This window comes from Morganella sp. HMSC11D09 (genome assembly GCF_001807955.1).
Classification (GTDB): Bacteria; Pseudomonadota; Gammaproteobacteria; order Enterobacterales; family Enterobacteriaceae; genus Morganella; species Morganella morganii.
Genome location: NZ_KV791672.1, coordinates 192,919 through 207,644, shown reverse-complemented (window position 1 = coordinate 207,644; position 14,726 = coordinate 192,919). Strand labels below are relative to the sequence as shown.

Annotated in this window: 11 protein-coding genes; 6 read left to right on the top strand and 5 right to left on the bottom strand. The window is 53.4% G+C overall.

What is annotated here, in order from left to right:
- Positions 1-41: 41 nt before the first annotated feature.
- The 4 genes from rpoZ to recG are packed head-to-tail and all read left to right on the top strand — an operon-like array spanning position 42 to position 5,245.
- Positions 42-317 carry a DNA-directed RNA polymerase subunit omega gene (gene rpoZ, locus HMPREF3119_RS07065; protein WP_004236565.1) on the top strand — a complete coding sequence of 92 codons (276 nt, stop codon included), beginning with the start codon at positions 42-44 and terminating at the stop codon, positions 315-317.
- A 17-nt stretch (positions 318-334) separates the two neighbouring features.
- The gene (gene spoT / locus HMPREF3119_RS07060; RefSeq protein WP_004236566.1) at positions 335-2,440 is read left to right on the top strand and encodes a bifunctional GTP diphosphokinase/guanosine-3',5'-bis pyrophosphate 3'-pyrophosphohydrolase; all 2,106 of its coding nucleotides are present in this window, start codon (positions 335-337) and stop codon (positions 2,438-2,440) included.
- A gap of 9 nt (positions 2,441-2,449) precedes the next feature.
- The gene (gene trmH, locus HMPREF3119_RS07055) at positions 2,450-3,145 is read left to right on the top strand and encodes a tRNA (guanosine(18)-2'-O)-methyltransferase TrmH (protein WP_070579127.1); all 696 of its coding nucleotides are present in this window, start codon (positions 2,450-2,452) and stop codon (positions 3,143-3,145) included.
- An 18-nt stretch (positions 3,146-3,163) separates the two neighbouring features.
- The gene (recG, locus tag HMPREF3119_RS07050; protein ID WP_070579124.1) at positions 3,164-5,245 is read left to right on the top strand and encodes an ATP-dependent DNA helicase RecG; all 2,082 of its coding nucleotides are present in this window, start codon (positions 3,164-3,166) and stop codon (positions 5,243-5,245) included.
- Positions 5,246-5,295: 50 nt separating this feature from the next.
- On the opposite strand, the gene gltS is transcribed toward recG, so the two are convergent.
- Positions 5,296-6,528, bottom strand: coding sequence for a sodium/glutamate symporter (gltS, locus tag HMPREF3119_RS07045; RefSeq protein ID WP_036413517.1), 1,233 nt, complete (start codon positions 6,526-6,528; stop codon positions 5,296-5,298).
- Positions 6,529-6,768: 240 nt separating this feature from the next.
- On the opposite strand from gltS, the gene HMPREF3119_RS07040 reads away from it, so the two are divergent.
- Positions 6,769-8,154, top strand: coding sequence for a uracil-xanthine permease family protein (locus HMPREF3119_RS07040; RefSeq protein ID WP_004236571.1), 1,386 nt, complete (start codon positions 6,769-6,771; stop codon positions 8,152-8,154).
- Positions 8,155-8,284: 130 nt separating this feature from the next.
- Positions 8,285-10,048 carry an AsmA family protein gene (locus tag HMPREF3119_RS07035; protein WP_049240840.1) on the top strand — a complete coding sequence of 588 codons (1,764 nt, stop codon included), beginning with the start codon at positions 8,285-8,287 and terminating at the stop codon, positions 10,046-10,048.
- Positions 10,049-10,193: 145 nt separating this feature from the next.
- Here HMPREF3119_RS07035 and fabY read toward each other — a convergent pair whose 3' ends face one another.
- The 4 genes from fabY to typA all read right to left on the bottom strand — a co-directional run bounded on the left by fabY (position 10,194) and on the right by typA (position 14,292).
- A complete protein-coding gene (gene fabY, locus HMPREF3119_RS07030) occupies positions 10,194-11,111 on the bottom strand; it encodes a fatty acid biosynthesis protein FabY (protein WP_015422399.1) in 918 nt (305 codons plus the stop codon).
- 50 nt (positions 11,112-11,161) lie between these two features.
- Positions 11,162-11,599 carry a D-aminoacyl-tRNA deacylase gene (dtd, locus tag HMPREF3119_RS07025; protein ID WP_004236576.1) on the bottom strand — a complete coding sequence of 146 codons (438 nt, stop codon included), beginning with the start codon at positions 11,597-11,599 and terminating at the stop codon, positions 11,162-11,164.
- Between the two features lie 33 nt (positions 11,600-11,632).
- A complete protein-coding gene (gene yihX, locus HMPREF3119_RS07020) occupies positions 11,633-12,250 on the bottom strand; it encodes a glucose-1-phosphatase (protein WP_070579122.1) in 618 nt (205 codons plus the stop codon).
- A 221-nt stretch (positions 12,251-12,471) separates the two neighbouring features.
- Positions 12,472-14,292, bottom strand: coding sequence for a ribosome-dependent GTPase TypA (gene typA / locus HMPREF3119_RS07015; RefSeq protein WP_004236578.1), 1,821 nt, complete (start codon positions 14,290-14,292; stop codon positions 12,472-12,474).
- Between the last annotated feature and the right edge of the window lie 434 nt (positions 14,293-14,726).

Sequence of the window (14,726 nt, the reverse complement as noted above, 5' to 3'; positions counted from 1 at the left end):
ATCATGCCGAGTCATTTATTTATCTGTGGAGTAGCACACCTATGGCACGCGTAACAGTCCAGGACGCAGTAGAAAAAATTGGTAACCGTTTTGACCTCGTATTAGTGGCAGCACGCCGTGCGCGTCAGTTACAGGCCGGCGGCAAAGAGCCTCTGGTTCCGGAAGAAAACGATAAAGTCACCGTGATCGCCCTGCGCGAAATCGAAGAAAATCTGATCAACGGCCAGATCCTTGACGCCCGTGAGCGCCAGGAACAACAGGAGCAGGAAGCTGCTGAAATGCAAGCGGTTTCTGCAATCGCCGAAGGACGTCGTTAAGTTAAGGTAGGTCTGCCTTGTACCTGTTTGAAAGCCTGAACCATATTGTTAAGGATTATCTGCCGAAAGAGCAGATTGATCTGTTAAAACAAGCCTATATCGTTGCGCGGGATGCTCACGAAGGGCAGACCCGCTCCAGTGGCGAACCGTATATTACCCATCCGGTCGCTGTTGCCTGTATCCTGGCCGAGATGCGTCTCGACCTCGAAACACTGATGGCAGCACTGCTGCACGACGTTATTGAAGATACGCCTGCCACCTTTCAGGATATTGAACAACTGTTCGGCACCACGGTTGCCGGGCTGGTGGAAGGGGTATCGAAGTTAGACAAACTGAACTTCCGCGATAAAAAAGAAGCTCAGGCTGAAAACTTCCGCAAAATGGTCATGGCGATGGTGAAAGACATCCGTGTCATTCTCATCAAGCTGGCAGACCGCACGCATAACATGCGCACGCTCGGGTCTCTGCGTCCCGATAAGCGTCGTCGTATTGCGCGCGAAACCCTTGAAATCTACAGTCCTCTGGCTCACCGTCTCGGTATTCACCATATCAAAACGGAGCTTGAGGAGCTGGGATTCGAAGCCCTTTACCCGAACCGCTACCGCGTCATCAAAGAAGTGGTGAAAGCCGCGCGCGGCAACCGTAAAGAGATGATCCAGAAGATTTTATCCGAAATCGAAGGGCGTCTGACGGAAGCCGGGATCAGCTGCAAAGTCAGCGGACGGGAAAAACATCTCTACTCCATCTACCGGAAAATGCACCTGAAAGAGCAGCGTTTTCACTCGATCATGGACATTTATGCATTTCGCGTGATTGTAAGCACTGTCGACACCTGTTACCGCGTATTAGGTCAGGTTCACGGCCTGTACAAGCCGCGTCCCGGCCGCGTCAAAGATTATATCGCCATCCCGAAAGCCAACGGCTATCAGTCATTACACACCTCCCTTATCGGCCCTCACGGGGTGCCGGTGGAAGTGCAGATCCGGACCGAAGATATGGATCAGATGGCGGAAATGGGGGTGGCAGCACACTGGGCTTATAAAGAGCACGGTGAATCCGGCACTACCGCACAGGTGCGTGCCCACCGCTGGATGCAGAGCCTGATAGAACTTCAGCAAAGCACCGGCAACACCTTTGAATTTATTGAGAGCGTGAAATCCGATCTCTTCCCGGATGAAATTTATGTCTTCACGCCGGAAGGCCGGATTGTGGAGTTGCCGACCGGCGCCACCCCGGTGGATTTCGCCTATGCCGTGCATACGGACATCGGCCACTCCTGTGTCGGCGCGCGCGTTGACCGCCAGCCGTATCCGCTCTCCCAGCAACTGACCAGCGGACAAACCGTTGAAATTATTACCGCACCGGGCGCACGGCCGAATGCCGCGTGGCTGAACTTTGTTGTCAGCTCAAAAGCCCGGGCGAAAATCCGTCAGTTACTGAAAAACCTCAAAAGGGATGATTCTGTCAACCTGGGCCGCCGTCTGCTCAACCATGCACTCGGTAACGGCCGTAAGATCACAGATATCCCTCAGGAAAATATCAGCCGTGAGCTGGTGCGGATGAAACTGGCGACTCTGGATGACCTGCTGGCGGAAATCGGCCTGGGGAATGCCATGAGTGTGGTGGTTGCCCGTAACCTGCTGAACGAGCCGGAAAGTAATACCGAAGAGAGCACCACCCGCAAGCTGCCGATCAAAGGCGCGGACGGAGTGCTTATCACCTTCGCCAAATGCTGCCGTCCGGTACCGGGTGACCCGATTATCGCCCATATCAGTCCGGGTAAAGGGCTGGTTATCCACCATGAATCCTGCCGTAATATCCGCGGATATGAAAAAGAGCCGGAAAAATTCATGGCTGTTGAGTGGGATAATGATATCGACACCGATTTTATTGCTGAAATCAAAGTGGATATGTTTAACCACCAGGGCGCACTGGCTAACCTGACTGCCGCAATTAATGATGCCAACTCCAGTATTCAGAGCATGAATACCGAGGAGAAAGATGGCCGCGTTTACTGCGCCTTTATCCGCCTGACCGCAAAAGACCGTATCCAGCTTGCGAATATTATGCGTAAGATCCGCATTATGCCGGATGTCCTGCGCGTCAGCCGTAACCGGAATTAATCACACGGTATGAATTCCCAACGTTATGAGCGCATCTGCCGGATGATGGCGATGCGCCAGCCTGACCTCACCCTGTGTCTCGAGGAAGTGCATAAGCCGCACAATGTCTCCGCCGTGATCCGCAGTGCGGATGCAGTCGGTATCCATGATCTGCATGCGGTCTGGCCGGAAAAAATCAAAACGCTGGTCTCTTCCGCCGCCGGCAGCAACAGCTGGGTGAATGTGCATAACCACGACACACTCGCTGATGCCGTGACCCTCCTGAAATCACAGGGTATGCAGATTCTTGCCACTCATCTGTCTGACAGCGCGGTGGATTTCCGGGCGATCGATTTTACCCGCCCGAACTGCATTATCATGGGCTCGGAGAAAACCGGCATATCTCAGGAAGCCATCCGGCTGGCAGATCAGCATATTATGATCCCGATGTCCGGCATGGTACAGTCACTGAATGTGTCTGTTGCCGCCGCCGTGATCCTCTATGAGGCACAACGCCAGCGTGAAGCTGCCGGTCTCTATGAGCATCCCCGTTGTGCCCTGGCACAGGATGAACAGCAGCGCCTGCTGTTTGAACGCGGTTATCCGGTGCTGGCCCAGGTCGCCCGCGAGAAAAAACTGCCCCGTCCGCAGATTGATGAACAGGGTCATATTATTGCGCCGGACAGCTGGTGGGCTGCCATGCAACAGAAGAAACCATCCGCCTGATACGAAACGGAGCAGAAAATGAAAGGTCAACTGCTTGATGCTATCCCACTCACGACTTTACACGGCGTCGGGGCCGGGCAGGCAGGCAAACTGGCCGGTATCGGTCTGCACACCCTTCAGGATCTGCTTTTCCATCTGCCGCTGCGTTATGAAGACCAGACCCGGCTTTATACCATTACCGATCTGTTACCCGGGATTTATGCCACCGTCAGCGGCGAAGTGCTGCGCACCGATGTGGTCTTTGGCCGCAAGCGGATGATGACCTGCCAGATAAGCGACGGTACCGGCATCTTAACCCTGCGTTTCTTTAACTTTTCAGCGGCGATGAAAAATGCGCTGGTGGCCGGAAAACAGGTCACCGCTTACGGTGAAATCCGGCGCGGCAAAAATGGCCCGGAGATTTTCCACCCCGAATACAAAGTCCGCCAGAGTGATACTTCCGTTGAATTACAGGAAACACTCACCCCTATCTACCCGACCACCGAAGGTGTCCGCCAGGCCACACTCCGCAAACTGCTCGATCAGGCGCTGGAGTTGCTCGATACCTGCGCCATTAATGAATTACTGCCGCCGGAACTGACCCGCTCTATGATGAGCCTGCCGCAGGCGCTGAAAACGCTGCACCGGCCACCGGCGGATACACAGCTTGCCGAACTGGAAAGCGGGCAGCATCCGGCACTGAAACGGATTGTGCTGGAAGAACTGCTGGCGCATCACCTCAGCATGCTGGCGGTCAGAGCAGGGGCACAGCGTTATCACGCACTGCCGCTGTCACCGCAGGAAACACTGAAAAATCAGTTTCTGGCACAACTTCCCTTCTCACCAACCAATGCCCAGCAGCGCGTGGTGGCGGAAATAGAGCAGGATCTGGAAAAACCGGTACCGATGATGCGCCTGATTCAGGGGGATGTCGGCTCAGGGAAAACGCTGGTCGCCGCGCTGGCGGCACTTCGCGCTATCGCACACGGCAGACAGGTGGCGCTGATGGCACCGACAGAATTGCTGGCTGAACAACACGCCTGTACTTTCCGTCAGTGGCTGGAGCCGCTGGGTATCAGTGTCGGCTGGGGTGCCGGGGAACAGAAAGGCAAGGCACGACAGGCACAGGAAGACGCCATTGCTGCCGGTGATGTGGCCATGGTTATCGGCACACACGCCATTTTTCAGGAACATATCCGTTTTCATTCCCTGGCGCTGGTGATTATCGATGAACAACACCGCTTTGGTGTCCACCAGCGGCTGGCATTGTGGGAAAAAGGCGAACAGCAGGGATTCCATCCACATCAGCTGATCATGACCGCCACGCCGATCCCGCGTACTCTGGCCATGACTGCCTATGCAGATCTCGATACCTCGGTTATCGACGAACTGCCGCCCGGCAGAACCCCGGTGACCACGGTGGCGATTCCGGACAGCCGCCGCCATGAGATTATTGAGCGGGTGCGCAATGCCTGTCAGGATGAAAAACGTCAGGCTTACTGGGTCTGTACCCTGATCGATGAATCGGATTTGCTGGAAGCCCAGGCGGCTCAGGTCACGTTTGATGAGCTGTCCGCCACGCTACCGGATCTGCGGGTCGGGATGGTTCACGGCCGCATGAAACCGGCAGAAAAACAGGCGGTAATGGCACAGTTTAAGGCCGGTGAGCTGGATCTGCTGGTTGCCACCACGGTGATTGAAGTCGGGGTGGATGTACCGAACGCCAGCCTGATGATTATCGAAAACCCGGAACGGTTCGGGCTGGCACAGCTGCATCAGCTGCGCGGCCGGGTCGGGCGCGGCTCTGCGGTCTCCCACTGTGTGCTGCTGTATAAAACCCCGCTCACCCAGACAGCAAAACTGCGTCTTCAGGTACTGCGGGACAGCAACGACGGCTTTGTTATCGCGCAGAAAGACCTGGAAATCCGCGGGCCGGGGGAACTGCTCGGCACACGCCAGACCGGCAATGCGGAATTTAAAGTGGCGGATTTACTGCGCGACCAGGGCATGCTGCCGGAAGTACAGCGCGTTGCACGGCATCTGCACCAAAACTATCCGGAACAGGCAAAAGCCCTGATAGAACGCTGGCTGCCGGAACGCACACAATACACCAACGTATAACGAAAAAAGCCACCCGGAGGGGTGGCTTGCCTGCTTTAAGAACTGTTCTGTTACCCGCCCGCAGCCGGGAAGATAGGTAACGCCAGGAAGAACGGAATAACCAGTGCGTTAATCAGATCCAGGAAGAACGCCCCCACCATCGGTACCACCAGGAAGGCCACATGGGAAGGACCGAAGCGATCAGTTACCGCCTGCATGTTGGCAATCGCGGTTGGTGTCGCGCCCATCCCGAAGCCACAGTGACCGGCAGCCAGTACCGCCGCATCATAGTTTTTCCCCATCACACGGTAAGTGACGAAGACGGCATACAGCGCCATCACCACGGTCTGTACCGCCAGAATCACCAGCATCGGTACCGCCAGAGAGGCGATTTCCCACAGTTTCAGGCTCATCAGTGCCATCGCCAGGAACAGTGACAGACTGACGTTACCCAGCACCGACACCGCCCGTTCAAACACACGGTAGAAGCCCATCAGTGACAGACTGTTGCTCAGGATAACCCCGATAAACAGCACACACACGAACGCCGGGATCTGGAACTTCCACTGCATCGACGTGAAGAAATCCGTCAGAACACCATACAGATACGTCCCTGCCAGCAAACAGATAGCAATCAGTGCAATTGTTTCAAGCAGAACCATTGAAGTGATCATGCGTCCGGCCTGCGGTTTTTCAAACGCGGTCGGTGCTTCATCATCCTGTAATTTCACATCGCTCATGGCTGTCTTTTTGATCAGGAAACGGGCCACCGGACCACCAATCAGGCCGCCGAGCACCAGACCAAATGTGGCACAGGCAATCGCAATTTCTGTTGCAGAGGTGAAACCATAGCTGTCGCTGAAAATTTTACCCCATGCCGCCCCGGTACCGTGACCACCGGAAAGTGTGATAGAACCGGCCAGCAGACCAATCAGCGGGTCAAGCCCCATCATTTTCGCCAGGGAAATACCGACACTGTTCTGCACAATCAGTAAGCCCACAACGGCAATCACAAAGATAAATAATGTTTTACCGCCCGCCTTCAGGCTGGCTAAGTTGGCGTTTAAGCCGATGGTGGCGAAGAACGCCAGCATCAGCGGGTCTTTCAGTGAATCATCAAATTTCACTTCCAGATCCATACCGGATTTGAACCCCAATAATACAATCGCGACCAGAAGACCACCGGCCACAGGCTCAGGAATAGTATACTTTTCGAGGAATGGTACAGTTTTTACGAGTTTACGTCCCAGTAATAGGACGAGTGTGGCCGCAACCAGCGTGCCGTAAACGTCGAGTTGATACATTCACGTACCCCTTTTATTGTTGGTATTTGTTACATCAGTATCGCGTTAATAACGTCCTTATTACGCAAGAAAAAAAGCAGGTATCGGGATTAAAGAAAAAAAAGCGGATAAAGACAAGTTAAAATAAATAAAACTGTGATTATATTCCGCTATAAAAAATAACATCTCATCCGCGCAAACGATTGCTTTTGTGCCGCAGATCATTAAAATACGGAAATTGCTTATCCCGGACCTGTTGACATGAACTCTGCAATTTCTGACAAAACCAGTGTAACTCCCGCGACTAACACAAATAGTGAACTCATCTACCGTCTGGAAGATCGTCCGCCGCTGCCGCAGACCCTCTTTGCCGCCTGCCAGCATCTGCTGGCGATGTTTGTGGCGGTGATTACGCCGGGGTTGCTTATCGCTCAGGCGCTTGGCCTTTCCGCCCATGATACCCAGCGGATTATCAGTATGTCGCTGTTCGCTTCCGGGCTGGCCTCACTGCTGCAAATCCGTACCTGGGGGCCGGTCGGCTCAGGGCTGCTCTCTATCCAGGGCACCAGCTTTAACTTTGTTGCCCCGCTGATTATGGGGGGTATGGCACTGAAAAATAATGGTGTGGATACGGAAGGAATGATGGCGGCGCTGTTCGGCACACTGATGCTGGCGGCGATGACAGAAGTGATCCTCTCCCGTTTCCTGCATCTGGCTCGCCGTATTATCACACCGCTGGTCTCCGGTGTGGTGGTGATGATTATCGGCCTGTCATTAATTCAGGTCGGGCTGACCTCCATCGGCGGCGGTTATGGCGCAATGGCGGATAACACCTTCGGCTCTGCCGATAACCTGATCCTCGCCGGTATTGTGCTGGCGGTGATTGTGCTGCTGAACCGCCAGAAAAACCCGTATCTGCGCGTCGCTTCACTGGTACTGGCGATGACCGCGGGCTATCTGGCCGCCTGGTGGATGGGCATGCTGCCGGATAACCATGCAGAAATTCCAAAAGAAATGATTGTGATCCCGGCACCGCTCTATTACGGCTTATCCATTGACTGGAACCTGCTGCTGCCGCTGATCCTGATCTTTATGGTGACCTCGCTGGAAACCATCGGTGATATTACTGCTACGTCCGATGTCTCCGAACAACCGGTGTCCGGCCCGCTCTATATGAAGCGCCTGAAAGGCGGCGTGCTGGCAAACGGTCTCAATTCCGCCCTGTCTGCGGTCTTTAACACCTTTCCTAACTCCTGTTTCGGACAGAATAATGGTGTGATCCAGCTGACCGGTGTTGCCAGCCGTTATGTCGGTTATGTGGTAGCACTGATGCTGATCGTGCTGGGGCTGTTCCCGGCCGTGGCCGGTTTTGTGCAGCACATTCCGGAGCCGGTACTCGGCGGTGCAACCATTGTGATGTTCGGGACGATTGCGGCATCCGGGGTGCGGATTGTTTCCCGCGAAACCCTGAACCGCCGGGCAATTATGATTATTGCGCTGTCGCTGGCTGTCGGCATGGGCGTTTCCCAGCAGCCGCTGATCCTGCAGTTCGCGCCTGACTGGCTGAAAACCCTGCTTTCTTCAGGAATTGCGGCGGGCGGTCTGACCGCGATTGCCCTGAACCTGATTTTCCCGCCGGAGAAATAATCATCTGTTTAACCGCGTGACCGGAAACGGTCACGCGGGCTGCTCTGTGCGGAAAAACCGCGATAATCCTTGTCACCATAAAGAGCCTCACGCTAGTATGCCCTCAGGATTATCTATCGGGGAGCGCATTATGAAATGGTTGGGACGGGCTGTTTTCTGGCTGATAACACTGGTCATTATTCTTATCGTTGCCACGGCCCTTGTGGTGCAGACATCATGGGGCACAAAACAGGTTTCAGCCCTTATCAGTGACAACACACGCTACAAAGTCTCGCTTTCCGCGATAAGTCACTCGCTCTCCTCCCCCTCACTTATTTCGCTCAGTGATATCAGCATCAGCACGGTTTCCGGTGATTTTGCCCTGGAAGCGGCCAATGTTGAGCTGACCCTGGACTGGCGCAGTTTTTCTGAACCCGGCTGGTTTGCCCGTATCATTGTGCAGAAAGGGGATATCGAAATTTCTGATGCTGCTGACAGCAGCACCCTGCCGGTCAGTGCCGGGTTATTACAGCTCAATCAGACCGCACTCCGCCGCACCGACGGCAACCGGGTAATTGACGCGGAAGGTGTTACCGGTGGGATCACACCGTGGCAGCCGCAGGGCAGTGACCTGACCGGAAACGGCAAATACCAGTTTTCCGCCAACAGCCTGAATTACTACGGGCTGCCGCTGAAAAATATCCTGACACAGGGCGAGGTCAGCGGAAAACAATTCACGTTTGATAACCTGACCGCCACACTGGAAAACGGCCTGATCACCGCCACCGGACGCCGCAGCGCCGAAGGTCAGTGGCAGCTGGATAACCTGTTGCTTAATGATATCCGCTGGCAGACACCGCAAACACTGACACAGCTGGCAGACAGCACAGAAAACCTGCCGGATATTCAGGCCAGGAATATCACCGCCACCAATATCAAGCTCGAAGGTCATCAGTGGGCGGTAAACTATCTGGAAGGCACGGTCAAAAATCTGGCCTTTAAACAAGGGCGCTTGCAGACGGACAACGGACAGGCAGATATCGCCGCAGCAGATCTGACACTCAGCGGGCAGCATTTTTCTGACATTATCAGCACCCTGGAACTGCGCGGCGATCAGATTGCGGTCAACCGTCTGACCGGCCGCTATGACAAGAGTATTCTGCGCTTTACCGGGGAGTGGAACCGCGCCACCCGGACACTGGATATCACCAGCGGTGTCGCCGACAACCTGCTGTACAGCCTCCCGGAACAGTGGTTCGCCACATTACAGGAAGCCGCCCCGCAGGGAATTGATGCTATCCGCCTGCAGGATATTAAAGTCTCCAATGCCCTGCTGATTGATACACAGCCGGTTTTCCCGTTCCAGCTCACCAATGTGAACGGCTACATCAAAACCATGCAGATCCTGAAATCCGGTCAGTGGGGATTATGGGACGGCGAGCTTTCTGTCAGTGCCGGCAATGCCACCTTTAACCGGGTCGAACTGCACCGCCCGTATCTGACTCTGACTGCCGGAACTGACAGCGCGGCAACCACACAATTTGCCGCCTCTGCCGGGGAAGGGTTGCTGAAAATGCAGTTTCAGGCCACGCCATCCGGTACTGTGCCTTTCAGTTTCACATTACAGGCAACCGGTGCGGACAGTCAGATCCTGTCACAATGGGGCTGGCAACCTGCTCCGCTGACCGGCAGCGCCAATTACACCCTGCACCTGAACGGGCAGTTGCGGGCAGAGGATATCCGCAGCACACTGAGCGGCATGCTCTCCGGACAGGATAAACAGGGAAATCAGATAAACCGGGCTATCACGCAGGGACAGATGAGCAACACCCCGGGATCCGCAGAGCCGGTACCTTCTGCCCCGCCTGCACAGCGGGTGATCCCGGATAACAGCGAAACCGGAGAAATTCTGTAACCTTTGCTGATACAAAAACAGCGCCGTAAGGCGCTGTAGCGTCATCCATGACGCGCATGCTTTTCGTCCGCCTGCCCGTTATCACCGCCGTATCTGACCAATTGTCCTCTCTGTCAGCCACAGCGAAAGAAATGTGTTTTACCTCTCACTCCGCGCTGTGTTTCTGCCCGGGCAGCACCATATAGGTGCCGGTAAAGACCGCGCCGACTTCATCCCCCTGCCCGACAGTCACTTCCAGCTTAATCCGCGCTTTACTGCCGCGAGCCAGACGATCCAGGTCGCCGCTGAGTTTATCACGGGAAGCAATAGCTTCCGGTCTGCCTGCCACTGCTTTGCGGTAGCGGATATTGGCATCCACCAGCACAATATCGCCGTCCAGGGAGTTTTCCTGTAACAGCAGCCAGATAAGCCCCCAGCCGGTCAGTGTCGCCATCGAGAACTGGCTGCCGGCAAAAATGGTCTGATGCAGGTTCTGGTTCGGGCCTTCCGGCATGGTGGTCATAAATTCCTGACCGGTGTACTGCGTAATGCGGATCCCCATTTTTTCGCTCAGGGGAATGGTTTCATACCATGCTTTCTGTAATTCAGCACACCAGTCAGGACGATGCAGGATCGCATCGAGGGTTTCAACGGATTTAATCATAAAAAAATGACGAACAGGCGTCGTTTGCGGGCCTGTAATCGGTCCTCTGTTTTCAAAACCTGATTTTTCAAAAAATGCGACCGCTTCCTCACGGGCACTGCAGACAATCCGCTTAACACCTTCCTGACGCGCCACGGACTCCAGTGCGCGTGCAATCAGTGTGCCCAGCCCGCGTCCCTGCATCTGCGGATCAACTGCCAGAAAGCGGATCGCGCCTTCATTTTCTGCATTGATATACAAACGGCCGACAGCCACAGGCTGCCCGGTTTCGTCTACCACCATCTGATGATGTGCATAGGTATCATAACCGTCCTTTTCCGATCCCTGCGGCTGATTCAGCGGCTTGCGCAGCATCGCCCAGCGGAAATGAAAATAGCTTTCCAGCTCCTGATCGGTTTTTGGTACACGTAAATGATACATCGCACTTTCTCCTGTCAGTGGTAACCGGTGACCGGCCTGAGACTGTTGTATCATACCTGCAGCCAGAAAGTGACCGGACCATCGTTTGTCAGACTGACCTGCATGTCTGCCGCAAACCGGCCTGTTTCCGTCACCATTCCTGCTGCACGGCACTGTGCTACAAAGTGCTCATATAAGGCATTGGCTTTTTCCGGTGCCGCGCCGTTTGAAAATCCCGGGCGCATTCCTTTTTGTGTTTCCGCTGCTAAGGTGAACTGTGACACCACCAGCAGCTGACCGCCGGACTGCGCCACATTCAGGTTCATTTTCCCGTCCGCATCACTGAAAATGCGGTAACCCATCACTTTCTCACTCAGGCGTTTTGATTTTTGTTCGTCGTCATCCCGCTCAACGCCCAGAAGAACCAGCAATCCGGGACCGATTTCACCGGCAATTTCCCCGGCGATCCGGACATCTGCGCGGGTCACACGCTGTATTAATGCAATCATGTCATATCCGTTTAAAAAACAATCACACCTGAATTACTCAGTCACTTCTGCTGAAAAATCATACTCTGCAAAATAACGGGAGACTGTGTCACGACCGGTGACCAACACGCCTTTGATACCGAGTGCCACTGCCGCATCCACGTTTTCGCGGACATCATCAAAGAACACGGCATCCTGCGGCTCAAACTCTTCGGTTTCAAGCACATACTGATAGATATCCGGGTCCGGCTTGCGCAGTCCCAGATCCTGGGAGAGATACAGGAAATCCGCGGAAGCAGCGATTTCCGGATAGTGCTGCGGCCAGTAATCCTGATGCAGACGGTTGGTGTTAGAGAGCACCACCACGCGGTGTCCCTGCTCACGCAGCCTGTTCATGATATCAATCACATCAGGGCGGACAGAGATAAAGATAGCCTGCCAGCCTTCGGCAAACTCATCAAAACTCAGCGACATATCCAGCTGGTCATTAATAGCTTCAGCAAATTCAACATCGGAAATTTTGCCGCATTCATGCTGTTTAAAGGTTTCACCGTGAATAAAATCACTGCTCAGTTCGGACAGCGGCTTACCGCTCAGATTACTCCAGACTGATAAAACACGTTTAAAATCAATATCAATAATGACATTACCCATGTCAAAAATATAAAGCATACCATCCCTCCGGGTTGATGAATTATTTTTACTCTACCCGCAGAGTACCTTCCTGAACAGAGTGAAAACCATTTTCGGTGAGAAAAAATATCCGGGAGTGCGATCCCGCCCGTATTTCAGTGCGGTTATCAGCCTGTGACCGGTATGTAATCAGCACGCAGAAAAAGCTCAGGGCGCCCGGAGGCGCCCTGAGTGGCATGAATCAAAACAACCGGCAGAGATTAATCTTTGCTGCGGTGTGCGCGTTTGCGGTCGTTTTCAGTCAGGTGGCGTTTACGCAGACGGATAGACTTCGGCGTTACTTCCACTAATTCGTCGTCATCGATAAATTCTAACGCCTGTTCCAGGGTTTTCTCGATAAACGGAGTCAGTGTGGTAGCTTCATCAGTACCGGATGCACGCATGTTGGTCAGTTTCTTACCGGTCAGGCAGTTAACTGTCAGGTCGTTTGAACGTGAGTGAATACCGATCAGCTGGCCTTCATACACTTCAGTACCGTGACCGACAAACAGCTTACCGCGATCCTGCAGGCTGTACAGTGCGTATGCAACTGCTTTACCCTGACCGTTGGAAATCATCACACCGTTCTGACGGCGGCCGATTTCACCCTGTTTAACATCATCATAGTGACTGAATGTGGCATACAGTAAACCGGTACCGGAAGTCATGGTCATGAATTCAGTACGGAAACCAATCAGACCACGGCTCGGGATGCTGTAATCCAGACGTACGCGGCCTTTGCCATCCGGCATCATGTCACGCAGTTCGCCTTTACGCTCACCCAGTGCCATCATCACGTCACCCTGGTGCTGTTCTTCAATATCCAGAGTCACCTGCTCGAACGGCTCCTGTTTACGGCCGTCGATATCGCGGAAGATAACGCGCGGACGGGATACCGCCAGCTCAAAACCTTCACGGCGCATGTTTTCGATCAGAACAGATAAGTGCAGCTCACCACGGCCTGATACACGGAATGCATCCGGGTCTTCAGTTTCTTCAACGCGCAGTGCCACGTTGTGAACCAGCTCTTTCTTCAGACGGTCAAGGATCTGACGGGAAGTCACATATTTCCCTTCTTTACCGCAGAATGGTGAGGTGTTAACGCAGAAATACATGCTGACGGTCGGTTCATCAACGGCCAGTGGTTTTAATGCTTCAACACAGTTGGTGTCACAGATAGTATCTGAGATATTCAGTTCACCCAGGCCGGTCAGCGCGATGATATCACCGGCTTCAGCAACTTCCGTTTCGATACGGTCCAGACCTAAATGTCCGAGAACCTTACCGATTTTACCGTTACGGGTTTTACCTTCCGCATCGATAACAGTAACCTGCTGGTTTGGTTTGACTTTACCGCGCTTGATGCGGCCAATCCCGATAACACCTAAATAGTTGTTGTAATCGAGCTGGGAGATCTGCATCTGGAACGGGCCGTCGAGGTCAACCTGAGGCGGCTCAACATACTTAACGATAGCTTCGTACAGCGGGGTCATGTCATCCGCCATATCGTTATAATCGGTGCCCGCGATACCATTCAGCGCAGATGCATAAATGATAGGGAAGTCGAGCTGCTCGTCAGTTGCGCCGAGGTTGTCAAACAGGTCAAACACCTGGTCGATAACCCAGTCAGGACGTGCGCCCGGACGGTCAATTTTGTTGATAACGACGATTGGTTTCAGACCGTTTGCAAACGCTTTCTGCGTTACAAAGCGGGTCTGCGGCATAGGACCGTCCATCGCATCTACCAGCAGCAGTACGCTGTCAACCATGGACATCACACGTTCTACTTCACCACCGAAATCGGCGTGCCCCGGGGTGTCAACGATGTTGATGTGATAGTCGTTCCACGTAATCGCGGTATTTTTTGCAAGAATAGTAATGCCGCGCTCTCTTTCCAGATCGCCGGAGTCCATTACACGCTCTTCCGGTTTTGAACGCTCATCAAACGTACCGGACTGCTGTAATAATTTATCGACCAGCGTGGTCTTGCCATGGTCAACGTGAGCGATGATGGCAATATTTCTTAATTTCTCGATAGACAAAGACTTGTACCGTTTTCGTTAATGGATGGGAATTACGTCACAGATAGCATTCTTTTCAACAACGCCCATCTATGGTGTAGATGTTTGGTGGTATTTTACACGTTCTCTGAGGCAAGTGAAAGAAGTGTGATACATCTCACTTAAAAAATAAATGATTATAAAACATAGAGATAAAATTCATCCTGCCATTTTTTTACAAAATCAGCGGCGCATACCACGCTCAGCGACGAATTCAGAGGGGCATATCATAAACCTATTCAGGATAAAAGAGATACTTTTTTTGCGTTTGCAGCCGGGAAACAGTGCACTGATTTCATTGCACCATAACAGTGCATCCCGGATCTGCAAGCCGAATCAAAAGTGCACCAATATGGTGCAATTCACCCTGTTTCCGCTATCCTTATCTGAGTAACCCGCAGCAGTAACGCGGCTTA